Source organism: Umezawaea sp. (assembly GCF_057122925.1).
In genome coordinates this window covers 111,664-134,967 of the sequence record NZ_DBNGPQ010000128.1, presented here as the reverse complement: position 1 = coordinate 134,967, position 23,304 = coordinate 111,664, and the positions used below count along the sequence as shown (strand labels likewise).

Here is a 23,304-nt window from a genome sequence, read left to right as displayed (position 1 = left end):
AGACGAAGACCAGGAACTCCGGCGGCTCCTCGACCACCTTCAGCAGGGCGTTGAAGCCCTGCGTGGTGACCATGTGCGCCTCGTCGATGATGAAGACGCGGTACCGCGAGCTGACCGGCGCGAAGTGGGCCCGGTCGCGCAGCTCGCGGGCGTCGTCGACGCCGTTGTGGCTGGCCGCGTCCATCTCGGTGACGTCGAGGGAGCCGGGGCCGTTGGGGGCGAGGGCCACGCAGGACTCGCACACCCCGCAGGGGTCGGGCGTCGGGCCCTGCACGCAGTTCAGCGAGCGCGCGAGGATCCGGGCACTGGACGTCTTGCCGCAGCCACGGGGCCCGGAGAACAGGTAGGCGTGGTTGATGCGGCCCGCACCGAGCGCGATGCGCAGCGGATCGGTGACGTGCTCCTGCCCGACCACCTCGGCGAAGGTGGCCGGTCGGTACTTGCGGTATAGGGCGAGCGCCACGGTTGCAGACCCTACCGGTGAGGTACGACGGTGTCCGACGGCCTGGGAGCGGAGCCGCTGCGACCAGGGCAAAAAAAGGGGACCCCGTGCACCTACCAGAGCCCGCTTATCCTTGCTGCCTTCCGGCCCTGGGGAGATTCGCGAGATGAGTACCGCACGAGGTCCGACGCAAGTGTAGCCGGTCGCGATCCGCGTCCGCCGCGTCGACCCCGTTTTGGTTGGAGCCGAGGGGGTCCGCTAGGCTGGACCACGGAGGATTCGCATAGTGGCCTAGTGCGCACGACTGGAAATCGTGTTGGGTTAACCCCCTCACGGGTTCAAATCCCGTATCCTCCGCGCCAAGGACTGAGGCCCGGACACTTCACCGTGTCCGGGCCTCAGTCGTCTGAGGGCCCCGTGGTCCGCCAGGTCGGGGCCGGGGCGCGAACCCCGGTGGTCGTCGGGTGACCGGGCCCCCGAGGCGGCACCGCGACCCCGCGTCCCCTGTTCAGTGGTCACCCGTCCGGCGGCAGATCGACGTTCGCGGCGACGATATATTCGCCCCCGCCGCCATTCGAACAGCAGGGACAAGAAAGGTCCACCATGCTGGGTACGATGACGACGGTCTCGGCTCTGCTCTTATCGGTGATCATTCCACCGAACGTCGCGGAATTCGCTCCGAACATCACCGTGGACGTGGTCACGGTGAACGGTTCCGGTTGTCCGGCGGGCACGGCGTCGGTGGCGCCCTCCACGGACGGCAGGTCGTTCCGGGTGAGCTTCAGCGACTTCCTCGCGCAGAGCGGACCGGGCGCGAGCCCGACGGACTTCCGGAAGAACTGCCAGATCAGCCTGCGGGTGAACAACGCCGAGGGGCTGAGCTACGGCATCTCGCGGATCACCTACCGGGGCTTCGCCAGCCTCGCGGCGGGCGCGAAGGGCACGCAGCGGGCGAGCTACTACTTCTCCGGCCAGTCGCAGACGACCCGGCGGAGCCACGTGTTCTCCGGGCCGTTCAGCGACGATTGGCAGACGTCCGACAGTTCCGCGAACGGTGACATCGTGTACCTGCCGTGCGGCGATAATCGCAACCTGAACATCAATTCGGAACTGCGTGTCGACCGCGGCACTTCGGCCGCGCAGGCGTTCAGCTTCATGGCGATGGATTCGACCAACGGCCGGGTCAGCGCCACCTACGAATTGGCTTGGAAGTCCTGCTGACCCGTTCCGGCGGCCCGCCGCCCTTTCCGGGTCCGGGCCGCCGTTCCCTGCGCTAGCGTCGATCCATGCCGACTCTTGCCGAGGACCTGCTGCTCCTCCTCCTTGACGACGACACCGGTCGCCTGATCACCGACGGCACGTCCACCGACCACGCCCTCGCGGGCGCGGTCCTGGTGGACCTGGTCAACGCGGGACGGGTCGCGGAGGAGGGCGGGAAGCTGCACGTGATGGACACCGCCCTGCTCGACGAGCCGGTGCTGGAGGCCGGGCTGGCCCGGTTGGCGGAGAAGGCCCCCGCCAAGCCGCAGCGCGCGGTCGAGGTGATGACGAAGAACGTGCGCGAGACCGTGCTGGAGGCGCTCGCGGGGCGCGGGCTGATCCGGCAGGACAAGGACAGGGTGCTCGGGCTGTTCCCGCGCAGGACGTGGCCCGCGGTCGACTCGGCGCACGAGGACTCCGTGCGGGCGGACCTGACGGCGGCGCTGGTCGGCGGCGAGCGGGCGACGGAGCGGGCGGGCGCGCTGATCGCCCTGCTGCACGCCATCGGCGTGGTGCCCAAGGTCGTGCAGGGCGACAGGAAGGCGCTCAAGGCGCGGGCGGGCGAGATCAGCGAGGGTGACTGGTCGGGCGTGGCCGTGAGGAGGGCGGTGCGGGCCGTCCAAGCAGCCGTCACGGCCGCCGCGGTGGTCGCGAGCAGCGGGGGGTCCACCGGGGCCACGGGCTCCTGAGACGCGAACGGGGCCCGCCCGGGCGGGCCCCGTCCTCCGTGCCGCGCGTCAGACCCGGTGGAGCCGCTCCAGCAGGTCCTCGACGAGGAACACCACCTCGTCGACGACCGGGTGGCCCGTGCTGGGCCGCACCTTCACGACCTGCGGGTCGTGGTCGCTCGCCTGGTCGGCGAACTCGGCGTTGATGTGCACCACGTCGTAGTCGTAGCGCTTGATGTTCTTGCTGATCAGCAGGTGGTCGAGCACCTGGGCGTTGCCCTCGAACACGTAGCTGTAGCGCTCCAGGGGCGGCAGCGTCTCGATGAGGTCCACGACGGCCCCTCCCGCGGTCAGCGTCTGGAGCGCGGGCGAGAACTGGTAGTCGTTGATGTCACCGGCGAGCACGACGTTCGCGCCCCTGTCGATCGCCTGCACCTGGTCGACGAACGCGCGCAGCGACGTGGCCTGCGCCAGCCGCTGCACCTCGGAGCCGCGGGCGGGCGGCTGGAAGCGGCCGTGCATCGCCTGGTCGCCGCCCTTGGAGTTGAAGTGGTTGGCGACCACGAACACGGTGCGCCCGCGGAAGGTGAACTGGCCCGCGAGCGGCTTGCGGCTGCTGTTCCACGCCGGGTTGGTGGGGTCGACGCGGCCGGGCGAGACGGACAGGGCCGCGCGGCCCCTGTCCTTCACGACGGCGACCGGGGTGGTCGCGTCGCCGCCGGGCTTGTCCACGAACGAGACCCGCGCCGGGTTGAACAGGAACGCGACCCGGATGTTGCCGCCCGGCTCGCCGCCGTCGGTCTTGTTGCCGGGGTCGATCTGCCGCGACTGGTAGCGCGGGCCGCCCGCCGCGGCGATGGCGTCGGCGAACTTCGCCAGCGTCACGTCGGCCGCGACCGTGCCGTCGTCGGTGGCTCCGTTGTTGTCCTGGATCTCCTCCAGCACCAGGACGTCCGGGCTCTTGAGGTTGGTCACGACCGCCGCCGCGAGCCGGTCGAACTTCGCCTGCGGGTTGCCGGGCGCCAGGTTCTCCACGTTGTACGTGGCGACGGACAGCTCGCTCTGCTTCTGACCCCCGACGACCTCGGGCGTGGTGCCGCCGGGGGTGTAGGTGCCCAGCGAGTGGGTGGCCAGCGTGTAGCCGCCGAAGTTCGTGTACTCCAGCGCGCCGACGGTCGCGCCCTTGAGCACGTCGCCGACGTTGGCCCCTGGCAGCGCCGCGCTGCCCGCCTTGACCTTCAGGCGACCGCTGTTCGGCTTGTCGTAGCCGAGGTAGACGGTGCCGCCGCGGGCCGCCGGGTTCTGCTGCGGCTTCGTGGTGATGAAGCCCTCGCCGAACTCGTTGACGGGGCCGGTGAAGCGGGTGTCGTCGACCTGGAGGAGCTGGCCCTCGCGGGACTCCAGGAAGTCGAGCGCGTACTTCGCCGGGTCGAGCGGGAGGGTCTCGATGGTCGCGCCGCCCGCGTCCGGGGCGTAGGCCTCGGGGATGGACGTCGGCGTGATCACCTCGGGGGCCGGGACCGGGTTGCCCCGCGACACGACGAAGATCCGCGTGGGCGTGGCGATCTCGGTCAGCGTCTGGTTGGTGCCGGTGTCGCCGCCGGGCCGGTACTCGGCCACGGTGCCGCTGACCAGCACGGAGTCGCCGGGCACGACGGTGAACGGGACGGCGTTGGTGTAGACGAAGACGCCCTCGCTCGTGCGCGCGTCGCCGTCGGCCAGCGGGTCCTGGATCCAGAAACCGCGGTCGCCGGACGTGCGGGTGCCCGTGACGACGCCGGGCACGCCGGTGACCTGCCGGCCGACCAGCGCCGACACCCGGCCGGAGCCCTGGATGTCGTGGATGCGCTTGTCGCCGGGCACGGGGTCGGGGTCGGGCTCCGGGTCGGGGTCGCCCCCGCCGGGCGTCTGGCCCTTGCTGTTGACCGGGGTCGGCGCGCCGACGGTGAGGTCGGCGGCGTTGTCGTCGGTGTCGGGCAGCGCCGTGCCGCGGGCGGCGGACGTCGTGCTGCCGAGGTTGCCGGTGGGCGCGCCCTCGCGGACGACGGTCGCGGTGCCGTAGCCGACCAGGTCCTTCACGCTCGGGTCGGCCGCGCAGGCGGCGGCGGTCTTGCACGTCAGCGCGGTGGTGCCGGAGACGAGCGCGATCGTGCCGCCGGTGCCGGACATGGCGATCGTGCCGGTGGCGTCGGTGGTCGGCAGCTCGACCGTGCCGCCGGTGCCCTTCGCCTCGCCGACGAGGAAGCGCCCGCCCGCGGCGATGGAGCCCGCCAGCGGGGTGGCCTGCCACGTGCTGGACGCGCTGGCGCTCGCGGGCAGGTACTGCACGCTCCAGCCGTCCACGGAGACCGGCGCCGCGCCCTTGTTGGCCAGTTCGACGAAGTCCTGGGTGAGAGTCGCGCCGGAGTTGCCTCCGCCGCCGTACACCTCGGCGATGAGCGCGTCCGGGCTCGGCGCGGCGTTCGCGGTGACCGGCAGCGCCACGGCCAGCGTCACGGCCGTGGCGGCTGTGACCGCCAGTCCGACGCGGGGCAGTGATGGTCTCAAAACGTCCTCCGGATGTTGGCGGGTCCGCAGATCCTCCCCGGATCGAGTGAACGAAGGAAGGCTTAGTTACTAACGGTTAACCAGCCCATCGCGAGGTTGACATCTCCCGTAACGAACTGCCCGCAGGCGTGGATAGGTAGGGTCGGCTCACGCTTCGCGGTCCTGCCTGCAACCAAAAGGTGACAGGATCACTCGAACGTGTGTTCGAAGATGCGCTAGGCTGATCACGAGGGTGCGAGCCGGTGGCCCTCCCAGCGCCGGCACCACACAGCGGATCAAGCACGAGGCGCCTGCGACCTGACGAGGTCGCAGGCGCCTCGTGCCGTGTCCGCCCTCGGCGGACCTGCTGGCCCCCGCCCCCCGATGGCGAGAACATCGGTTCGAGGGGGGAGACCATGTTCTTCAGCGAGCAGTACTACGCCGACCCGCACCCGGTCCTGGCCCGGTCGAGGTCGCGGGCGCCGGTGGAGAGGATCACCGATCCGGCGGGCCGGGCGGTGTGGATCGTCACCGGCTACGCCGAGTCCAGGGCCGCCCTGTCCGACCCGCGGCTGCGCAAGCGCTTCACCCCGCCCGACGAGCCGCCGCTGTTCCACGTGCTCAACAGCGACGGGGCCGACCACACCCGGCTCCGCAAGCCGTTGACCAGGCCGTTCACCGCACGGCGGGTCGAGGCGCTGCGACCGGGGGTCGAAGCGCTCACCGACGGGCTGCTGGCCGGGCTGGCGGGCGAGGTCGACCTGGTCGCCGACTTCGCGCTGCCCCTGCCCTTCCTGGTGGTCTGCGACCTGCTCGGCGTTCCGGAGGCCGACCGCGCCGACCTCCGCGCCTGGGGCGCCGTGCTGTCGGCCGAGAGCCACGACGCGGCCCAGGAGGCCGCGGAGCTGGCGATGACCGACTACTTCCGCGGCCTGGTCGGGGCCAAGCGGGCCACCCCGGCCGACGACCTGCTCGGCGCGCTCGTCGGTTCGGGGCTGGACGACCGGGAACTGGTCTCCACCGCGCTGCTGGTGCTGACCGCCGGGTACGAGACGACCGTCAACCTGATCTCCACGGGCGTCCTCACGCTGCTGCGGAACCCCGACGAGCTGGCGGCGCTGCGCGCGGACCGCTCCCGCCTGCCGGGCGTCGTGGAGGAGGTCCTGCGCTTCGACGGCCCGCTCACCACCGCCACCCCGCGCTACACCTCCGAGCCCGTGCGGATCGGCGACGTGCTGATCCCCGAGCGGCAGGTGGTGCTCGTCGCACTGGCGGCGGCCGACCGCGACCCGGCCCGCTTCGACCGCCCGAACACCTTCGACCCGACCAGAACGGGCGGTCACCTGGCGTTCGGCCACGGCGTCCACTTCTGCCTGGGCGCCCAGCTGGCCCGTCTGGAGGGCGAGGTGGCCTTCACCGCCCTGCTCGACCACTTCCCCACGTGGGAGCTGGCCTCGGACGACCTCGCCTGGCAGCGCTCACCGCTGTTCCGCGGCCTCAGGTCGCTGCCGGTGCGGTTGGAGCGGTGATCCGGCGACGGCCCCCGCAGCGGCGCCGGACCGTGCGCTGAGCGGTGGAACGCGAAGGGCCCCGCACCTCGTGAGGTGCGGGGCCCTTCGACCAGCGGTGGCGGTGGGATTTGAACCCACGGAGGCTTTCACCTCACACGCTTTCGAGGCGTGCTCCTTCGGCCGCTCGGACACGCCACCGCTAAGAACAGTACAAGACGGGTGTCCGGGGCCGTCGAGCGGGTTACCTGTTGAACTTGTCCTTGAGGCCCGCGACGCCGTCCGCGGTGTGATCCCGCAGGTCGTGGCCGGTTTCCTTGGCGTGGCCCTCGACCTGGTCGGCCTGTCCCTCGACCCGGAGGGACTGGTTGTCGGTCTTCTCGCCGACCTTCTCCTTGACCTCGCCGATCAGCTGCTGCGCCTTGTCCTTGGCCTTGTCCACGATGCTCATGCCCTCGGACTACCCCGAACGGACGCGCGCGAACCGTGCGGACGATCACACGATGCGGTGATCGCCGAAGAAGTCGGCCAGCAGGGAGGCGCACTCGGTCTCCAGGACGCCGCCGCGGACCTCGGGCCGGTGGTTGAGCCTGCGGTCGCGGACGACGTCCCACAGGGAGCCCACGGCGCCGGTGCGGGGCTCCCAGGCGCCGAACACGACCCTGTCGACCCGTGCGAGCACGAGGGCGCCCGCGCACATGGTGCACGGCTCCACGGTGACCGCCAGGGTGCAGCCCGCCAGCCGCCAGCCGTCGCCGTGGACGGCCGCGGCGGCTCGGAGGGCGAGCACCTCGGCGTGCGCGGTCGGGTCGCCGGTCGCCTCTCGGGCGTTGCACGCCGCGGCGAGCGCGGCGCCGTCCGGGCCGAACACGGCGGCGCCGATCGGGACGTCACCGGTCGCCGGGGCCCGGCGCGCGGCGGCCAGCGCCGCGCGCACCATGTCCTCGGGCGAAGGGGTCACGCCTGGATCTTGTCGAGCAGCTTCGTGAACTCGTCGGCGAAGCCGCAGCGCTGCGCGATCATCTGGAGCTGCTCGTCGGGGTAGAGGTCGACCTCGTCCACGACGATCTGCATCTCGTGCTTCGGCATCCCGAGGTCGGTCAGGACGCCGAGGTCGCCCTCGGGCCACAGCTCCTCGTCCTCCTCGTCCGGCGGGTCGACCCGCAGGAGGTCGAGGACGTCCGCGGCGATGTCGTAGTCGAGGGCCGCCGCCGCGTCGGAGAGCAGCAGGGACACCCCGCCCGGCACCGGTCGGAGGATGATGAAGAACTCGTCGTCGACGGCGAGCAGGCCGAAGGCCGCTCCGGTCGAGCGGAGTTGGCGCAGCTCGGTGATAGCCGCGTCCAGTTCGGACAGCGCTGAGCTGTCCATCGTGCTGCACCGCCAGCGGCCGTCCTCCCGGACGACCGCGACGGCGAAGCCGTTGACCGGCTCCTGCTCTGCCATGAGCACACCGTAGGGGGCAGCGGGCGCACCCGGTAGCACGGGGCCTCCGGGAGCAGCGCCGAGGGCTCGTCCGATGTCAGTATCGACCCATGAGCACAACTGTGGATCCCCGCTTCGCCGGACTGCTCGACGCGGCTCGGGCCGTGCAGCCCAGGACGGTCGCGCTGCGCAGGCAGGTGCACCGCCACCCCGAGCAGGGCCTCGACCTCCCGGTGACGCGCGCCGCCGTCCTGGAGGCGCTGGCCGACCTCCCCCTCAAGATCACCTTGGGCGAGCGGACCAGCGCCGTGGTGGCCGTGCTGGAGGGCGGGAAGCCCGGTCCCTCGGTGCTGCTGCGCGGCGACATGGACGCCCTGCCGCTCCAGGAGGACACCGGGCTCGACTACGCGTCCGAAGTGGACGGCACGATGCACGCGTGCGGCCACGACACGCACGTCGCCATGCTCGCGTCGGCGGCGCGGCTGCTGTGCGAGCGGCGGGCGGAGCTGGCGGGCCGGGTCGTGTTCATGTTCCAGCCGGGCGAGGAGGGCCAGCACGGGGCCCGCTTCATGCTGGAGGAGGGCCTGCTCGACGTCGCGGGTCCGCGCGTCGAGAAGGCGCTGGCCGTCCACATCACGTCGACGCTGCGGTCCGGGGTCGTCACGTGCAGGCCCGGCCCGATCATGGCGTCCGCCGACACCTTCCACGTGACCGTGACGGGCCGCGGCGGGCACGGCGGGATGCCGCACGACGCGATCGACCCCGTCCCGCCGACCGCCGCGATGGTGGGGGCGCTCCAGACGATGGTCGCCAGGCGGGTCAGCGTGCACGAGCCCGCCGTCGTCACGATCGCCCACCTGAGGGCGGGCACCACCACCAACATCATCCCCGAGACGGCGCTGCTGGAGGGCACCGTCCGCACGCTCTCGGCGGCCACGAGGACGTTGGTGCACCAGGAGCTCCGGCAGGTGTGCGAGCACGTGGCCGCCGCGCACGGGTGCACCGCGACCGTCGAGGTCGTCCCCGGCTACCCGGTCACGGTGAACGACGACGTCGTCGGCCCGCACGTCCTCGACCTGGCCGCGAGGGCCATCGGGCCCGCGTGGGCCGAACCCATGCTCGACCCGCTGATGGGCGCGGAGGACTTCTCCTACGTGCTGGAGCGGGTGCCCGGCGCCATGGCGTTCCTCGGGGCCTGCCCGCCCGGCGTCGACCTCGCCGTGGCGGAGGCGAACCACTCCAACCGGGTGCTGTTCGACGACGACGCCATGGTGCACGGGGTCGTCCTGCACACCGCGTTCGCGCTGGACGCGCTGCGCTGAGGACGTGCGCCCGGTGGGCGGTGGCGGTCGACGCCGGCAGGATGTGCCGCGTGCCTGATCTGTGCGTGCTCGGACTGGGGTTGATCGGTGGTTCGGTGCTGCGCGCCGCCACCGCCGCTGGGTGGACGGCGTGGGGGGCCACGACGTCCGCCGCCGACGCGGAGGCCGCCGGAGCGGACGGCTTCGACGTCGCGGCCGACCCGGACGAGGCGCTGCGCCGGGCCGTCGCGGCCGACGCGCTGGTGGTGCTGGCCGTGCCGCTGCCCGCCGTCGACGAGGTGCTGCGGCGGGTCGCCGCCCTCGCCCCCACCGCGAGGCTGACCGACGTGGTGAGCGTCAAGGAGCCCGTCGCCGACGCGGTCCGCGGGCTGGTCCCCGGCGCCCGGTACGTGGGCGGGCACCCGATGGCGGGCACGTCCGCCTCCGGCTGGGCCGCCGGGTCCGCCTCGCTGTTCGAGGGGGCGGCCTGGGTGGTCGCGGCGGAGGACGGGTCGGACCCGGCCGTGCTGCGCGAGGTCGTGGCGCTGGCGCTCGCGACCGGGGCCCACGTGGTGCCGACGAGCGCCGCCGAGCACGACTCGGCGGTCGGGCGGATCTCGCACCTGCCGCACATCCTCGCGGCCGTGCTGGCCGCGGTGGGCGCCGACGGCGGTCCGCTGGCGCTGGCGCTGGCGGCGGGGTCGTTCACCGACGGCACCAGGGTCGCCGGGACGCGGCCGGAACTGGTGCGCGCCATGTGCGAGGGCAACCGGACCGCGCTCCTGGACGCCGTCGACGACGCGCTCGGCAGGCTCGGCGCCGCGCGGGGGTCGCTGGCGTCCACTGGCGGGCTCGCGAAGACCATCGACGCGGGCCACCGGGCCAGGACGGCGCTGGACGCGCAGCGGGTCGCGGAGCGGACCGACGTGACGATCGACCTCGGTTCCGCGGGCGTGGCCGAAGCTCTGCGGGCGCTCGGGGCGCGGGGCGGCCGTATCGTTTCGCTGGAGGGCGCGACCGCGAGGGCGCGGACCTCGTAGGGTCGGCGGTGTGGAGCGCCGCAGGCTGATCGCCGTCGTCGGAGGGTTGGCCCTGCTCGTGGGGGCCGTCGCCGTGCTGCGGGTGGAGGCTCCGCCGCCGCAGGTGACGTCGACCGACCCGATCACCCTGACCCGGTTCGTCGACGACCGGGTCGAGTACCGGGCGGAGAGGCAGTCGCTGGCGGCGCCGTCCAACCTGAAGCTGACGGCGCTGGACATCACCAGCATCCGCGCCATGTGGACGCCGACGGTGGGCTACGGCTACGAGGTGCGCTGGCACGACCAGGTGCGGCTGGTGGTGGTGCCGGAGACCGAGGTGACCGGCCTGCCCGCGAACGACGAGGTCACCGTCGAGGTGCGGGCGGTCGACGCCGAGGGCCACCGGTCGGCCCCGACGAGCATGAGGGCCGTGCCGCGGCTGCTCTACAACGAGGCCTGGGCCGACCACCTGGTGGCGCCGGTCGACCACTTCGACGGGCAGGCTGCCCTGTCGTCGCACCGGTGGCGCGTGCTCGGCGACGACGACTGCCTCGGGCTGCGGTCGCTGCCCGGCGTGAAGCGGGTGGAGATCACCTGCGACAACGCCGAGATGCAGTCGAACATGACGCTCGTGCTGACGGAGCCGCAGCCGGACAACGACGGCGAGCGCGGTCGCGTGATGCTGACGATGGACGGTCCCGGCACGGATCCGAACGGCCTCAACCAGGAGGTGGCGATCACGCTCCTGCCCGAGCCGTACGACGACCTGCCGTGGCTGGGCATGTACGACAGCGTGTCGGCGCCGACGCAGATCCCGCCGGGCGCGATCGTCATGCACGTCAACCCCTTCGGCGCGAGCTTCGACAAGGGCGTCGACGTGCCGACGACGTCGCGGGTCGTGCCGGTGAGCGGGCGGTCGATCGTGCCGTCGACCGGCGTGCGGCACCGGTGGGAGCTGCGGATCCTCCAGGACGCGGTGGTCGCGGTGCGCGACGGCGAGGTGCTGGCCGCCGCTCCGGCCGCCGTGCCGTGGAGCAGGGCCCGCGCGCGGCTGGCGTTCCGCGACGCCCGCGGCACGACGATCGACTCGTTCGGCGTCGGCGGCGGTGCGGAGAACCCGAGGTCGACGTCGATCATCCCGCTGGGGCCGTCGGAGCGGGAGCCGTCCGCGACGACGCTGGGGACCGTGTCGTCGGCGCAGTTCGCGGGCGCGGAGTCGCTGCGGGTCGTGGCGGGCGTGTACGGCAACAACGACGCGCCGGTCACCGTGCGCTTCGGCGACCGGGAGGTGCTGGCCAAGCCGATGTTCCCGTGGGGCACCGTCGGTCCGACGGTGTCGACCACGCTCTACGCCGACTTCCCGCTGCCCGACCCGGCGATCGGCGACTCGCCGAAGCTGAGGCTCACCTCGACCACCGACATCGACTCGGTCAGCGCGAACGTGGTGGTGCGCGACGCCGTCGACGCGCCCGCCAGGAGGCTGCCGCGGGTCACCGACCTCGGCGGGCTGGTGCGGCGGGTCGCCCAGCCGGAGCTGGGCGTGGAGCACGAGACCAACGTGTCACCGCCGACGCCGTTCCCGCAGGGCGGCAGGGTGCGGCTGGTCGTCGAGCTGGACGCGGGCCACGACCACGTCGTGGCGGAGACCTCCGGCATCGAGGTCGAGCTGGACGGCGACCGCATCGTCACGCTGCCGACCGCCGCGGACGGGGCGTCGGCCGGTGGGCGGTACGAGTTCTGGCTGGACACCGCGGACCTGCGGCCGGGCGCCCACCGGGTGACCGCGCGCGTGCAGCCGAAGGACCCGTCGCTCTCCCCGAGGGACACCCAGCAGTCGTTCGAGATCCGGACCCGTTGATCTCGGGTCGACAACGACTAGTGACCGCGGTCGGTGCTCGGCCTAGCTTGGCGCCATGGACCGACGTCGGATCGCCGTGGTGGCCGCCGGTCTCGTGCTGTTCGGCGGGGCCGTCGTGGTCCTGCGGGCCACGGGGCTGACCGGACCGCCGGTGACGACGACGCCGGTCCCGCCGCCCCCGACGTCGTTGACGAAGTTCGCGGGCCAGGGCGTCGTGCTGCCCCCCTCGACGGAGAGACCCGAGCCGCCGGGGGACCTCGTGGTGCGGTCCGGGCCCCAGCGGCTGCAACTGCGCTGGGCAGGCGACTCCCCCGGCTTCGAGGTGCGGTGGGGTGGGGCGGAGCTCGACCACGTGCTGCTGGTCGCGCAGCCCGTCGCCCAGCTCGACGGCCTGGAGGACGGGCGGGAGTACCGGGTCGAGGTGCGCGCGGTCGACTCGTTCGGCAAGCGGTCGACGCCCGCGACCGGGTCGGGCACGCCGCGCACCGACACCTCGACCGACGACAGGTACGTGCTGGTGGACCGGTTCGACCAGCCCAACGCCCCCGACCCCGCCCGGTGGCGGCTGGCCACGCGGGAGAACTGCGCCCGCGCCACCCCCGGCGCGGGCGACGACGCGCGGCGGCTGGTGATCAGCAGCAACTGCGCCGCGGCACCGGTGGTGCTGCGCTCGCGGACCCCGTTCGCGCTGGCGGACTCCGACGAGCTGGGCCGGTTCGCGGTGGAGACGGACGCGCCGGGCGTGGACGGTGAGCTGTTCCTCGACCTGGTGCCCGGCCCGGTCAGCGTGGTCTCGGGCGTCCCGGCGGAGATGGCGGCGGACCGGGCGGTCGACGCCGTCGGTCTGCCGCCCGGCGCGGTCAGGGCCCGGATCGCGTCCAGCGCGGGCACGACGACCGCGCAGGTCCTCGTGGCGCCGGGGACGCCGAGGATCGCGCCGACCGACGAGCAGCCGCACCCCGTGCCCGTCGCGCGCCTCGGTGTGAGCCAGCGGTGGGAGGTGGTGCTGCGCCGCGACGGCGTGCGGGTGCTGCGGGACGGCGCGCTGGTCGCGAAGGGCGAGGTGGTGCCGCAGTGGACGGAGGCGACCGCGCTGGTCGGCGTCGTCGGCCCGTCCGGTGAGCGCGTGCACGTGGACCTGATCGCCTTCGGCGGCCGGTCGGCTCCGACACCGCCGCTGGTGCCCCCGCCGGACGTCCGGGTCGAGGTGGGCGGTCCGACGGCCGACGACCCCGGCGCGCGACCGCTGCCCGACGTGCTCGGCGGCCTGCTGCGGATGAACGTCGTGCACACCGACGGATCCGGGGTCGCGCCCGAGTTCACCGCGCTGGTCGGCGGGAAGGTGGTCGTGCCGCTGCGGCCCGCCGTGCCGGGCACGGCGTGGCGTCCGGAGAGCGGCTACCCGGTGGTCGCCGACCTGCCGCGGGAGGCGCTGGTGCTGCTGGGGCGCACCGAGCAGGTGGTGGTCAGCGTGGTGACGCCGAGGCCCATGCGGATCCAGCTGACCCACGTGGACCTGGAGCTGGTGCCGAGGCCGGGCGCGCGCGCCGCCGCCGCGCCGAGCACCGAGACCGAGGCGCTGAACGGCGTGGAGCTGGACCTGGCCAGGGCGACCGGCACGGTGCTCGACGCGAGCGGCGAGCCGGTGCCCGACGGCAAACCGCTCCAGGCGGGCAGGCTGGTGCTCGACGTCGTGCTGGACGGCCTGGAGGGCAGGCGCACGACCGCGCGGCTGCCGGGGCTGGCCGGGTTCACGATCCGGCTGGACGGCGACGAGGTGGCCGGCGTGCCCACGACCGACGACGGCCCGGCCGTCGCGGGCCGGTGGCGGCTCGCGCTCAACACCAGCGGCCTGGCCCCCGGTCCGCACATGATCGAGGTCAAGGCGTTCAGCACCGAGAGCACGACCAGGCCCGCCTCGGCGTTCGTGTCGTTCTTCATCGCCGAGTAGCCGGGCGGTCCGACCGGTCCCGCGACGAAGAGCCGACCACCGCCTCCGGGGGTTAGATGGGGGCATGTCGCGTGCCCTGGTCCTCGACGTCGCCCGCACCCCGTTCGGCCGCTACCGGGGAGGGTTGGCGGGCATCCGGGTGGACGACCTGGCGTCGCTGCCGATCAGCGAGCTGATGCGCAGGCACGGCGACCGGTTGGACCCGGCCCGGATCGACGACGTCCTCTACGGCAACACCAACGGCGCCGGTGAGGAGAACCGCGACGTGGCGCGGATGGCCGCGCTGCTCGCGGGGTTGCCGACGAGCGTGCCGGGCGCGACGGTCAACCGGCTGTGCGCCTCCGGCGGCGAGGCGGTCGTCCAGGCGGCGCGGGCGATCTCGCTGGGCGACGCGGACCTGCTGATCGCCGGCGGGGTGGAGGGCATGACGCGCGCGCCGTTCGTGGTGCCCCGGCCGGAGAAGCCGTTCGCGGACCGGCTGGAGACGGCGTCCACGGCGGTGGGCTGGCGGCTGGTCAACCCGAGGATGCCCGCGACGTGGACCGTGCCGCTCGGCCGCGCCGCCGAGACCGTGGCCGGGGAACTCGGCGTCAACAGGCAGCAGATGGACGCGTTCGCGCTGCGGTCGCACCGCAGGGCCTCGGCCGCGTGGGACGCGGGCGTGCACGACGGCTTCGTGTTCCCGGTGCAGCGCCCGGACGGGACCGCGATCCGCCGCGACGAGTCCGTGCGGTCGGACACCAGCGTCGAGAAGCTGCGGAAGCTGCACTCGGCGTTCTCGGAGAGGGGGCCGGTCACCGCGGGCAACTCCTCGCCGCTGAGCGACGGGGCCGCGGCGGCGCTGATGGGCACCGACGAGGTGGCCGCCGAACTGGGGCTGGAGCCGCTCGGCGAGGTCGTGGGGAGCGCGGTCACGGCGGTCGAGCCGCAGCGGTTCACGCTCGCGCCGGTCAGCGCGATCCGGAAGCTGCTCGCCCGGCGCCGGATCGACGCGGCCGACGTGGCGCTGTGGGAGATCAACGAGGCGTTCGCCGCGATGGCGCTGTCCGTGCTGCACCACCTGCCCGAGATCGACCGGGAGAAGGTGAACGTGCACGGTGGCGCCATCGCGTACGGCCACCCGCTCGGGGCGTCGATGCCGAGGGTCGTGTTCGACCTGTGCCGCCACCTGCGGGCGCGCGGCGGCGGACTGGGCATCGCCGCCGCCTGCGTCGGCGTCGGCCAGGGGCTGGCCATCGCCGTCCGGGCGTGACCTAGATGCGGTGCGACACCTGCGGGTAGTCCACGACCACGCCCTGCGCGTCCACGACCAGGTCGGACGAGAAGTCGCCGGAGCTGAAGTGGACGACCGAGGTCTCCTCGCCGACCGAGACCGTCCGGTACGTCTGCTGGACCACGTTCACCGACAGGTCCGGCAGCGACACCCGCACGACCGGGAGCGCGGCCTCGCCCGCTTCGCGGTGCAGCCCGAGCCGCCGGATCGGGATCGAGTTGAACAGCACGACGAACTGGACGTCCACGTCCATCGCGCCGTCGAACTCGGCCCGCTCGGAGCCCTTGCCCGTGTCGACGAGCCAGGCGCCGTCGGCGCCCCGGCTCAGGGAGATCTGCTTCTCCTCCTCCACGGTGGCGCTGCGCAGGAGCAGCCGCTTGACCGTGCCCTCCTCGCCGACGCCCAGCTCGAAGGAGGCGCTGAACTGCTCGTCGGGACCAGCCGTCACGAGGCGACCGGACGCGCGCAGGCGCCGCTGGTCGGACAGGAGCAGGCGCACCTGTTCGAGCCTCGGCTCCCGGTAGCCCTGCCAGGTCACCATCTCGGGACGACGTGCGGACGCGGAAGGAGAGCGGGTCTCCCCGGCAGGGGCCACCCGCTCATCCGTGTTGAACGAGTTCACTGCCCACCCGGAAGGAAGTCCTTGGCCTTTTCGGCAACCGACTTGATCTGGTCCTCGTGCCCGAACCTGCCCGCGGCGAACTCGGCGGCCTTGTCGATGCCGTCGTCCACCTTCTCGTGGTTCTGCTCCAGCAGCTCGGCGGCCTTGTTCTTGATCTCATCGAAGTTCACTGGTGCTCCTTCGCACTCCTGGGGAAGGGTACCGGAGCACGCCCCGGGGCCCCACTGCCAAACGGACGGCGGTCACGCTACGCCCGATGCCGAACTGCGGCCCGGTCAACTCTGGACCCACCCCCCGCCCCGCGTGCGAAGATGTCCGCGCCGCCGCCTGGTCGGCCGTGTCCCACGGCCATCACCAGGAGGAACGCCACGATGTTTCGGCTCACGCGCCTCACGGCGCCGCCGCTGCTGTTGCTGCTCGCGGTCCTGTCCCCTCCGGCGAACGCCACCCCGGAGCGGACCGCCGAGTTCACGACGACCACCACGGCCACCTCGGTCGCGGCCCGCACCGACCGCCGTCCCGTCGCGGGCGGCCTGTACGACGCCGTCGCGAAGAGGACGTTCGTCTCCTGGGCTGGGCGGTACGAGGACAACTACGCCCAGTCCTTCGACCACCGCACCGGTGTGTGGTCGACGCCCGTCAAGTACGCCGACGGCGACTCCGACGCCCACAACTACCCGACGCTCGTGCAGGCGCGGGACGGGCACCTGCTCTCGTTCCGCGGCAGGCACAACGTGGAACTGGTGCTGAACCGGGCACCGGAGCCGCACTCGTCGGAGGGCGTCTGGTCCGAGCGGGTGATCTCGAAGGACGCCGCCACCTACCCGATGCCGTTCGTCACGGCCGACGGCCGGATCTTCGTGTTCTTCCGCGAGACGTCGCACGACCTGGACCCGTCGGTCCCGACCGACACCCGGCCGATGCTGTACGTCGTGTCCGAGGACGACGGTCGCACCTGGAAGACCTCGCAGGAGCTGACGGGGCACCCGTTCGCGCTCGGGTCGACCGACCGCGCGGACAACATGAACGAGACCTACGTCGGCCAGCTCCGGCAGGAGCCGGACGGTCGCGTGAGGATCGTCTACACGCTGGCGGGCGGCGGCCCGGAGGGACACCTGCACGACCGGTACCACCGCAACGTCTACTACACCTGGTTCAACCCGCGGAACCTGCACTTCTACTCGGCGAGCGGTCGCGACCTGGGCACGCAGGTCGACGACGTGGACCAGGAGACGCACCTCAAGGTCGCCGAGACGCCGCTGGCGGTGCCGAACGGGGTCAAGTCGCCGGACTACGTCCAGCTGGTCGGGACGACGCTCGGCAAGCCGTTCGTGCTGTGGTTCACCGGTGACGAGGCGAAGGGTCCGCTGCGCGACAACCTGTCCTGGTGGGACGGGTTCCGGTGGCGCACGGAGGAGGTCGCGCGCGGGCTCCGGGTGCGCGAGATGGAACCGCTGGGCCCGCTGACCTGGCGGGTCTACGCGACCGAGGACGGCAAGCCCAACGTGAACACCTACCGGGTCACGCTGGGACGCACGTGGGACGCCGAGACCGTCATCCCGACGGCGAAGCCGGTGCAGCGGATCGAGTTGGTCGAGGACTTCCGCGACCCGGTCCGGGTGCTGATGTCCGGTGCCTCCTCGGCGCGGGACGTGGCCGTCGCCGACGGCGACATCACCGTGGCAGGCGTCCGGCGCCGCTAGCGGGTCCCCGACGCACGAGAACGCCCCCGCGAGCGGTGCTCGCGGGGGCGTTCTGCTGCGTGCTGGACGAACTAGGAAGCGGACTTGCGGCGACGCATCACGAGCAGCGCACCCGCGCCACCGCCGACGAGCACGATGCCGATGACCAGCGGCACGAAGATCGACGCACCGGTGCTGGCGAGGTCACCGCTGCTGCCGCCCGCGGGGACCGGGGTGGTGGTCGTCGTGGGGGCGGGCGTCGTGGTGGCCGGCGTCGACTCCGTGGTCGTGGTCGGCGGGGTCGTCTCCGTCGTGGACGGCGGCGTGGTGGTGGTGACCGGGGCCGCCGCCCAGGACACGGTGCCGCCCGCCTTCAGGCTGACCTTGGCCGGGAAGGCCACGACCAGGGACTGGGTCTGCTGCTGGTCGTTGCTGCTGACGAACAGGCGGCCCTGGGAGAGTTCGGCGTTCGCCTCGACGGAGAACGTCGCCTTGCCGTCCGGAGTGCCCTCCGGGACCTTGACGAAGAACTCCTTGGTCTTGGTGCCCGCGTCCTGCACCGCGAGGGTGCCGGCCTTCGGGTCGGCCAGGGGGTTGCCGTCCTTGTCCGCGAGGACGACGCCCTCGGGCAGGTCGGCCTTGAGGACGACCTCGCCCGCCGTCGTGGTGACGGTGAACGGACCGATCAGCTCGCCGGGGACGCCGACCTTGTCCTTGGGCTCGACGGTCAGCGTCGGGGTCGGCTGCTCCTTGATGCCGGTGTTCTCCTCACCGATCAAGTAGTCGTACAGCGCGATGACGTCGCCGTTCTTGACGCGGCCCTTGTCCAGCTTGGCACCGTCGCTGAAGTGCCAGATCGCGGCCTGGGTCGCGCCGATGGCCTCGTCGTCGTCGAGTTCCTTGCCGACGACCTTGCTCAGCTCGTCCTCGTTCACCAACGGGTACGCGTGCTGGAGGATCCACGCGACCTTGTCGGCGTTCTCCTTGAACTTCGTGTTCGGGTTGGGGTGCTTGTCCCACGGCACCTCCTTGAGGGGGAGGCCGTCCTTGAGCGGGGTCGGCAGCTCGACGCAGTAGGCCTGCACCTTGGTGTTCGTGCCGTCGATCTCCAGACCGATGAGGCTGGTGTCGAGGAGCCTGTCGTCGCCTTCGACGTAGACGTCGGCGCCGTGCTGGTCCCACGCGGGCTTCGGCTTGACGTGGACCTCGGCCACGGCGGGCATCGCCGACGCCAACAGGGCGATGGACGCGCCGAGGAATGCCGCACCAATGCGCGAAGCGCTCAACCGGGATGTCATGGATCTCCTTCAAGCTCTCTGACTAGCCCGAATCGGGTGACAAAGAATGTGGGATCTTGTCGTCCTGCAGGGGGCTCAGGGGCCCCGAACTTCACGCGGATTCGACAGGAGTCGCGGGAACACTATCCGATCGGGTTACAGACGATCGATTTCGGGTACTCTATCCAGCCGCGATGGTCACGAGCAGCGAAAACGCACGTCAGCCTTCCACAGTGGACGATCAAATCCAGCCGCTTGATCGCGTTCACGGAGTGCGGACCACCGGGCGAACCCGGTAGACCACTAGGTCCACCGCAGCGTTTTCGCAGGTGAAACCCTGTTAATGAAGGTTCAACAGTCAAGGACTGACCGTTCCGTGGTCACACCGTTACCGAATGGTGATCATCTGATCGGCGGGCGGCGGCCCGGCCGCGCGATCCGCCGAACGACCGCACCGCCGGTCGGGCGTCCCGGTTGGACCAGCGGGAGCAGCGCACGCGCCGACCCGCTGGTCACGCCACCAGCTCGGCCCGCGCCGTCGCCCGGATGTCGCTCGCGCGCAGCGACGTCCCCGGCAGGCACAGCCCGGCCACGTCGGGCGCGTGTCCGCTGAGGATCCACCTGACCAGTCCGGCGAGCTGGTAGGCGATCATCGGCGGCACCGCGTCGCCGATGTGCCGGTAGGCGTTGCCCAGGATGGACACGTCGAACCGGAACCGCTTCGGGAACCCCTGGAGCAGCGCCATCTCGCGCACGGTGCACAGCCGGTGCTGCTGCGGGTGCGCGTACCGGCCGTTGCCGACGTGGGCGCACTCGCGCTTGATCGTGCGGGCGGGCTCGTCCCACCACATGCGACCGTAGACGTCCGGGTGGGACCCCCAGCGGCCCGTTTCGATGATCTTCAACTGGGCCGGGTTGAGCAGCGCCGCGGTCGTCTCGGAACCCACGAGGTCAGCCCACGAGCCGCCGTCCACGGGGATCGCCAGCATCCGGTGCAGCGTCCGGTCCTGGCGGAACGACGGCGACACGTGCGTCGGGTCCTTGGGGTGGGCGTACCCGGCGGGCACGGCGGGCAGCCGCGAGATCGCCCGGCGCACGGTGATCGCCGAGGGCCGCACCTCGTAGCCCTCCCACACGTCCTCCAGCGTCCGCAGCGGCAGCCCGGCGTCCACGGCCACCACCAGCGCCCGCTCGCGCAGCTGCGGCAGCCCGAACCGGGACAGCAGGTGCGACCCGGCGGCGACCCGGTAGCCGAGCTTCTCCAGCTCGTCGACCAGCCCTTCGAGGTGGTGCCGCTGCCTGCCCTTGACCAGCTCGCGGGCGTTCTCCATCAGGACCACGCGCGGGCGCAGCTCGGCCGCGAACGCCGCCACCCTGCCGACGAGGGAGTTGCGGGGGTCGTCGCGCAGGTGGTTCGCGGCTGTGGTGCGGCTGAACCCCGAGCACGGCGGGCACGCCACCAGCACGTCCAGCTCACCGCGCCGCAGGCCCCACGCCTCGCGCACGTCGACGGGGTCGACCGCGGCCAGGTCGAACCCCAGCGGGTCGATCCCGATGTTCGCCCGGTAGGTGCCGTTGCAGCGCAACGAACCCAGCTTCGAGGACGGCTTGCCGATCTGGGCGTCGGCCGCGCCGACGACCGCGAAGTCGGGGTGGGCGTGGAAGCCGAGGCTCATCCCACCGGCTCCGGAGAACAGGTCCGCCACCCGGTAGGTGGCGCCGCGGAGGGCTACGGGCGACGGCACGTGCGTGATCGTACGGCTGGGTGTCACCCGTTGTCGCAGACGACCCGTCCGCCCGGCGACGCCGCTGTCCACACGGCATCCCGTAGGTTCCCGGCTATGGAGCTGCCGCCCGCCTGGCAACGGCCGGATCCGTTGCGTGGTCTGGAAGCCGTGCCCTGGAACGACTTGTCGGACGGGCGCGGGTCGGCGCGCGGGGTCGACGAGCTGCTGCGCGGGGTGGTCGACGAGGACCGGTCCGTCCGCGGGGCGTCGCTGGCCGGGCTCGTCACCCGGCTGCTGCCCGAGGACACCGTGTCCGAGGCGAGCGCCTCCGCCGTGCCGTTCCTGGCCGAGCTGGGCGCGAACTACAAGGTCGCGCCGGACGTCCGCGACCGGCTGATCTTCCTGCTGGCCGCGCTCGGCCTGGCGGGGTGCGGGTTCACCGAGGACGGCAAGCGCACCTGGCGGCGGTGGAACGCCCTCGGCCGCGAACTCCCCCGGCTGTCACCCGACTGGATCACGCAGACCCGTTACGCCGTCGCGAAAGCGGCGCCGAAGGTGTTCGAGTCGCTGGCCAACGCCGAGGTGGCGTGCGTGGTCGCGCTGGCGACCGCCGTGCCGGAGGCCGTGCCGAAGCAGACCGCGCACGTGGTGTGGGGCATGGCGCACGGCACCAGCCACCACTCGTCCGCCGTGCTCGTCGACGCGGCGGCGGTCGCCCACCACCTCGTGCAGGGCGAGGAGTCCGACCACTGGGCGCTGCTGGGCACCGCCCAGGAGTACCCGGACCTGTTGCGCGCCTACGAGGACGACGGGTACCCGCCGCACCAGCCGGGCGCGGTCACCATGGCGCTCATGGGCTACCGGCTGGCCTTCCTCGCCGCGTACGGCGAGAAGGGCCAGCCGGACCCGGAGTCCTACTAGGCGGTGACGGCCTCGCCGAGCTCGACCGAGGTGAGGACCTCGTCCTCGATCGGGATCGCGGGCTCCAGCGGGCCGAGGCACGTGCCCCACTCCTGGTCGGCCAGCGCGAACGCGGCGACCGTGAGGGCGGCGACCGGGCGGCCGTTCGGGAGCTGCTCGGCGTGGAAGTCCAGCTCCAGGCGGGCTCCCAGCGGCGACGGGCGCAGCCTCAGGGTGGCCTGGGGGGCCTCCTCCGGGTGCGCGAACCGGCACGACCAGTCGGTGAAGACGACCGGCCGCTCCACGACCTCGGTCGGGTTGACCGCGCGGACGTTCGCGCCGACGGAGCCCGCGCGGAAGCCGTCGGCCGCGCCGACGAGCAGCTCCTCGAACTCCATGGACGAGATCCCGAGGTCGTGCCCGGCCACCAGGGCGACCTGGACGAGCGACACCGGCAGCTGCGGCAGGGCGTCCTCGAAGCAGACCATCGCGCCGCCGTAGCGGGTGTTGATCTCGGTCGGCAGGAAGCCGTCCTCGGTCGCGATGCCGTCGAGCGTGAACGTGCCGCGGTAGTCGACCGTCTCGCGCAGCCGCTCGCCGACGCGGCGGGCCAGGTTGCGCATCTCGTCGCGGATCCACGCGGGCGGGTCGTAGTAGGACGCGCAGCCCGCGTAGAGGAACCTCGCCGAGCCCGCGCGGCGCGGGACGACCATCTCGATCGGCCGCAGCACCGCCGTGCCGTCCGGGAACACGATCCCGTGCACGCTGACCGGGATCCCTTCCAGGAACGGCATCACGCGCACGAAGTCGCACTTGGGCGCGAGCACCGCGAAGGCGTCGGCCGCCTCCTCGCGGGACCGCACGCGGCGGACGAAGTTCGCGCCGCCGTTGATCGCGGGACCGTCGCCGGACCACACGACGCCCGCGCCGCGGTCCAGCTTCTCGGTCGCGACCCACAGGGCCTCGAAGTCGAGGTCCAGCACCACGGCCGGGGCGCGCGGCGCGGACAGCTCGTCCCACAGCGCGTCGATCGTGGTCTTGTTCTCCAGCTCGACCCACTCGGGGCGGCGGGCGTTGAGGACGGGACGGCCCGCGAACTCGGCCGTGGAGATGTACGGGGTGCTGATGACCAGCGCCTCGCCCTCCGGGTCGAAGTCGTCGAGGATCGCGCGCACCTCGGCGTTCGGGCGTTCGAGGAGCTGGGTCAGCCTGCGCTGCTCCACCGCGACGAACCCGCCCGCGATGCCGAGCGGCACCCAGCGGGAGACCTCGGAGTCGTGCAGCGGCGCGTGGTCGTCCGTCGACAGGACGAGCGTGTGGCGAGCTCCGAGCTGGTTCAGCTCGGAGACGCGACTACTGAGCCGCGTCCCCCCGGCGAGCACGACCTTGCGGTCGCCGAACAACGTGCGAAGGCGCTCGTGGAGCGCGAGGAAGACAGGAGTCATCGCCGAGATCTCGCTTTGATGAGCAGCGGAGGAGAGCACCGGCGAGCGCCGGGTGATCCGCACTGTAGAGGCACGCCCTCACGGCGGCGAAGCACGGTCCGGCAACAACCGGGTGAAGGTCGTGGGACGCGGTCCCGACGACGGCCCTCCTCGCGGCGGAGATCAGCGAGCGGCGTCGCGGAGCACCTGGTCAACCCGGTTGAGGAACGCGCGGGCGCCCTTGGGTTTCGGGAACGCGATGTGCAACGTGGACAGTTCGTCCTCGGACGCGGGCGCGGCGGCGACGATCGCCGCGGCGTCCTCCAGGAACCGCTGGCGCTTGGCCATCAGGTCGGCGTGCTCGGCCAGTGCACCGTCGATGCTGGTGTGCACGGCAGGATGGGGGTAACTCACTTGAGTTACATCGGTCCACCCGATCGA

The 23,304-nt window shown here is 72.5% G+C and carries 21 protein-coding genes, 2 tRNA genes and 1 other RNA gene; 11 read left to right on the top strand and 13 right to left on the bottom strand.

Translation table 11 applies throughout. The features are described 5' to 3' along the window. Together AC156L_RS29640 and ffs are read right to left on the bottom strand one after the other, a co-directional pair. A partial coding sequence (locus tag AC156L_RS29640; protein ID WP_484407460.1) for an AAA family ATPase occupies positions 1 to 463 on the bottom strand: 463 nt, incomplete at its 3' end. Positions 464 to 535: 72 nt separating this feature from the next. Continuing rightward, positions 536 to 632, bottom strand: an RNA gene (gene ffs / locus AC156L_RS29635) — signal recognition particle sRNA small type. Between the two features lie 82 nt (positions 633 to 714). Here ffs and AC156L_RS29630 point away from each other — a divergent pair. From AC156L_RS29630 to AC156L_RS29620, 3 genes are all read left to right on the top strand, one after another. Beyond that, positions 715 to 799: transfer RNA gene (locus AC156L_RS29630), tRNA-Ser, on the top strand. A gap of 258 nt (positions 800 to 1,057) precedes the next feature. Then, positions 1,058 to 1,663: a DUF4360 domain-containing protein gene (locus AC156L_RS29625; protein ID WP_484407459.1), complete on the top strand. Its 606-nt coding sequence runs from the start codon at positions 1,058 to 1,060 to the stop codon at positions 1,661 to 1,663. A 65-nt stretch (positions 1,664 to 1,728) separates the two neighbouring features. Next, positions 1,729 to 2,391: a GOLPH3/VPS74 family protein gene (locus tag AC156L_RS29620; RefSeq protein ID WP_330877542.1), complete on the top strand. Its 663-nt coding sequence runs from the start codon at positions 1,729 to 1,731 to the stop codon at positions 2,389 to 2,391. Between the two features lie 48 nt (positions 2,392 to 2,439). Here the strand turns inward: AC156L_RS29620 and AC156L_RS29615 are convergent, their stop codons facing one another. Then, entirely contained in the window at positions 2,440 to 4,917 is a 2,478-nt protein-coding gene (locus AC156L_RS29615) for an endonuclease/exonuclease/phosphatase family protein (RefSeq protein ID WP_414719955.1), read from the bottom strand. Positions 4,918 to 5,312: 395 nt separating this feature from the next. Here AC156L_RS29615 and AC156L_RS29610 point away from each other — a divergent pair, with 395 nt between their 5' ends. After that, positions 5,313 to 6,425, top strand: a complete 1,113-nt coding sequence (locus AC156L_RS29610) for a cytochrome P450 family protein (protein ID WP_330877541.1) — start codon at positions 5,313 to 5,315, stop codon at positions 6,423 to 6,425. 95 nt (positions 6,426 to 6,520) lie between these two features. Here the strand turns inward: AC156L_RS29610 and AC156L_RS29605 are convergent. From AC156L_RS29605 to AC156L_RS29590, 4 genes are all read right to left on the bottom strand, one after another. Beyond that, positions 6,521 to 6,605 (bottom strand) — tRNA-Ser (locus tag AC156L_RS29605). Positions 6,606 to 6,648: 43 nt separating this feature from the next. Beyond that, on the bottom strand, positions 6,649 to 6,855 hold the full coding sequence (locus AC156L_RS29600) for a CsbD family protein (protein ID WP_330877540.1): 207 nt from the start codon (positions 6,853 to 6,855) through the stop codon (positions 6,649 to 6,651). A gap of 45 nt (positions 6,856 to 6,900) precedes the next feature. Beyond that, complete coding sequence (locus AC156L_RS29595; protein WP_330877577.1) at positions 6,901 to 7,344, bottom strand: nucleoside deaminase; 444 nt, start codon at positions 7,342 to 7,344, stop codon at positions 6,901 to 6,903. Between the two features lie 17 nt (positions 7,345 to 7,361). Then, complete coding sequence (locus AC156L_RS29590) at positions 7,362 to 7,850, bottom strand: tRNA adenosine deaminase-associated protein (protein WP_330877539.1); 489 nt, start codon at positions 7,848 to 7,850, stop codon at positions 7,362 to 7,364. A gap of 89 nt (positions 7,851 to 7,939) precedes the next feature. Between AC156L_RS29590 and AC156L_RS29585 the strand changes: the two genes are divergently transcribed. The 5 genes from AC156L_RS29585 to AC156L_RS29565 all read left to right on the top strand — a co-directional run bounded on the left by AC156L_RS29585 (position 7,940) and on the right by AC156L_RS29565 (position 15,210). Continuing rightward, a complete protein-coding gene (locus tag AC156L_RS29585; RefSeq protein WP_330877538.1) occupies positions 7,940 to 9,151 on the top strand; it encodes a M20 metallopeptidase family protein in 1,212 nt (403 codons plus the stop codon). 41 nt (positions 9,152 to 9,192) lie between these two features. After that, a complete protein-coding gene (locus tag AC156L_RS29580) occupies positions 9,193 to 10,170 on the top strand; it encodes a prephenate dehydrogenase (protein WP_414719960.1) in 978 nt (325 codons plus the stop codon). A 10-nt stretch (positions 10,171 to 10,180) separates the two neighbouring features. Beyond that, on the top strand, positions 10,181 to 12,007 hold the full coding sequence (locus AC156L_RS29575) for a fibronectin type III domain-containing protein (protein ID WP_330877536.1): 1,827 nt from the start codon (positions 10,181 to 10,183) through the stop codon (positions 12,005 to 12,007). Between the two features lie 55 nt (positions 12,008 to 12,062). Further along, the gene (locus AC156L_RS29570) at positions 12,063 to 13,958 is read left to right on the top strand and encodes a fibronectin type III domain-containing protein (protein WP_330877535.1); all 1,896 of its coding nucleotides are present in this window, start codon (positions 12,063 to 12,065) and stop codon (positions 13,956 to 13,958) included. Between the two features lie 64 nt (positions 13,959 to 14,022). Next, positions 14,023 to 15,210, top strand: a complete 1,188-nt coding sequence (locus AC156L_RS29565; protein WP_330877534.1) for a thiolase family protein — start codon at positions 14,023 to 14,025, stop codon at positions 15,208 to 15,210. A gap of 1 nt (position 15,211) precedes the next feature. On the opposite strand, the gene AC156L_RS29560 is transcribed toward AC156L_RS29565, so the two are convergent. Continuing rightward, complete coding sequence (locus AC156L_RS29560) at positions 15,212 to 15,772, bottom strand: putative glycolipid-binding domain-containing protein (protein ID WP_330877533.1); 561 nt, start codon at positions 15,770 to 15,772, stop codon at positions 15,212 to 15,214. 77 nt (positions 15,773 to 15,849) lie between these two features. After that, positions 15,850 to 16,023 carry an antitoxin gene (locus AC156L_RS29555; protein WP_330877532.1) on the bottom strand — a complete coding sequence of 58 codons (174 nt, stop codon included), beginning with the start codon at positions 16,021 to 16,023 and terminating at the stop codon, positions 15,850 to 15,852. 201 nt (positions 16,024 to 16,224) lie between these two features. Here AC156L_RS29555 and AC156L_RS29550 point away from each other — a divergent pair, with 201 nt between their 5' ends. After that, entirely contained in the window at positions 16,225 to 17,556 is a 1,332-nt protein-coding gene (locus AC156L_RS29550) for a BNR-4 repeat-containing protein (RefSeq protein ID WP_330877531.1), read from the top strand. Positions 17,557 to 17,627: 71 nt separating this feature from the next. Here AC156L_RS29550 and AC156L_RS29545 read toward each other — a convergent pair whose 3' ends face one another. Both AC156L_RS29545 and AC156L_RS29540 read right to left on the bottom strand, forming a co-directional pair. After that, positions 17,628 to 18,833 carry a thioester domain-containing protein gene (locus AC156L_RS29545; RefSeq protein WP_330877530.1) on the bottom strand — a complete coding sequence of 402 codons (1,206 nt, stop codon included), beginning with the start codon at positions 18,831 to 18,833 and terminating at the stop codon, positions 17,628 to 17,630. 491 nt (positions 18,834 to 19,324) lie between these two features. Next, entirely contained in the window at positions 19,325 to 20,557 is a 1,233-nt protein-coding gene (locus AC156L_RS29540) for a DNA cytosine methyltransferase (RefSeq protein ID WP_330877529.1), read from the bottom strand. 150 nt (positions 20,558 to 20,707) lie between these two features. Between AC156L_RS29540 and AC156L_RS29535 the strand changes: the two genes are divergently transcribed. Beyond that, on the top strand, positions 20,708 to 21,460 hold the full coding sequence (locus tag AC156L_RS29535; protein WP_484407456.1) for a hypothetical protein: 753 nt from the start codon (positions 20,708 to 20,710) through the stop codon (positions 21,458 to 21,460). On the opposite strand, the gene AC156L_RS29530 is transcribed toward AC156L_RS29535, so the two are convergent. After that, positions 21,457 to 22,884, bottom strand: coding sequence for a hypothetical protein (locus tag AC156L_RS29530; protein ID WP_330877527.1), 1,428 nt, complete (start codon positions 22,882 to 22,884; stop codon positions 21,457 to 21,459). The two genes, AC156L_RS29535 and AC156L_RS29530, sit on opposite strands and share 4 nt — an antisense overlap. Positions 22,885 to 23,046: 162 nt before the next feature. Beyond that, a complete protein-coding gene (locus AC156L_RS29525) occupies positions 23,047 to 23,256 on the bottom strand; it encodes a hypothetical protein (RefSeq protein WP_330877526.1) in 210 nt (69 codons plus the stop codon). Between the last annotated feature and the right edge of the window lie 48 nt (positions 23,257 to 23,304).

What these genes read in the sequence shown, in the direction of transcription:
- AC156L_RS29620 (WP_330877542.1), top strand. Translation starts at nt 1,729, where the DNA reads ATGCCGACTCTTGCCGAGGACCTGCTGCTCCTCCTCCTTGACGACGAC.
- AC156L_RS29600 (WP_330877540.1), bottom strand. Translation starts at nt 6,855, where the DNA reads ATGAGCATCGTGGACAAGGCCAAGGACAAGGCGCAGCAGCTGATCGGC.
- AC156L_RS29570 (WP_330877535.1), top strand. Translation starts at nt 12,063, where the DNA reads ATGGACCGACGTCGGATCGCCGTGGTGGCCGCCGGTCTCGTGCTGTTC.
- AC156L_RS29595 (WP_330877577.1), bottom strand. Translation starts at nt 7,344, where the DNA reads ATGGTGCGCGCGGCGCTGGCCGCCGCGCGCCGGGCCCCGGCGACCGGT.
- AC156L_RS29590 (WP_330877539.1), bottom strand. Translation starts at nt 7,850, where the DNA reads ATGGCAGAGCAGGAGCCGGTCAACGGCTTCGCCGTCGCGGTCGTCCGG.
- AC156L_RS29580 (WP_414719960.1), top strand. Translation starts at nt 9,193, where the DNA reads ATGTGCCGCGTGCCTGATCTGTGCGTGCTCGGACTGGGGTTGATCGGT.
- AC156L_RS29545 (WP_330877530.1), bottom strand. Translation starts at nt 18,833, where the DNA reads ATGACATCCCGGTTGAGCGCTTCGCGCATTGGTGCGGCATTCCTCGGC.
- AC156L_RS29530 (WP_330877527.1), bottom strand. Translation starts at nt 22,884, where the DNA reads ATGACTCCTGTCTTCCTCGCGCTCCACGAGCGCCTTCGCACGTTGTTC.
- AC156L_RS29565 (WP_330877534.1), top strand. Translation starts at nt 14,023, where the DNA reads ATGTCGCGTGCCCTGGTCCTCGACGTCGCCCGCACCCCGTTCGGCCGC.
- AC156L_RS29610 (WP_330877541.1), top strand. Translation starts at nt 5,313, where the DNA reads ATGTTCTTCAGCGAGCAGTACTACGCCGACCCGCACCCGGTCCTGGCC.
- AC156L_RS29585 (WP_330877538.1), top strand. Translation starts at nt 7,940, where the DNA reads ATGAGCACAACTGTGGATCCCCGCTTCGCCGGACTGCTCGACGCGGCT.
- AC156L_RS29625 (WP_484407459.1), top strand. Translation starts at nt 1,058, where the DNA reads ATGACGACGGTCTCGGCTCTGCTCTTATCGGTGATCATTCCACCGAAC.
- AC156L_RS29560 (WP_330877533.1), bottom strand. Translation starts at nt 15,772, where the DNA reads ATGGTGACCTGGCAGGGCTACCGGGAGCCGAGGCTCGAACAGGTGCGC.
- AC156L_RS29550 (WP_330877531.1), top strand. Translation starts at nt 16,225, where the DNA reads ATGTTTCGGCTCACGCGCCTCACGGCGCCGCCGCTGCTGTTGCTGCTC.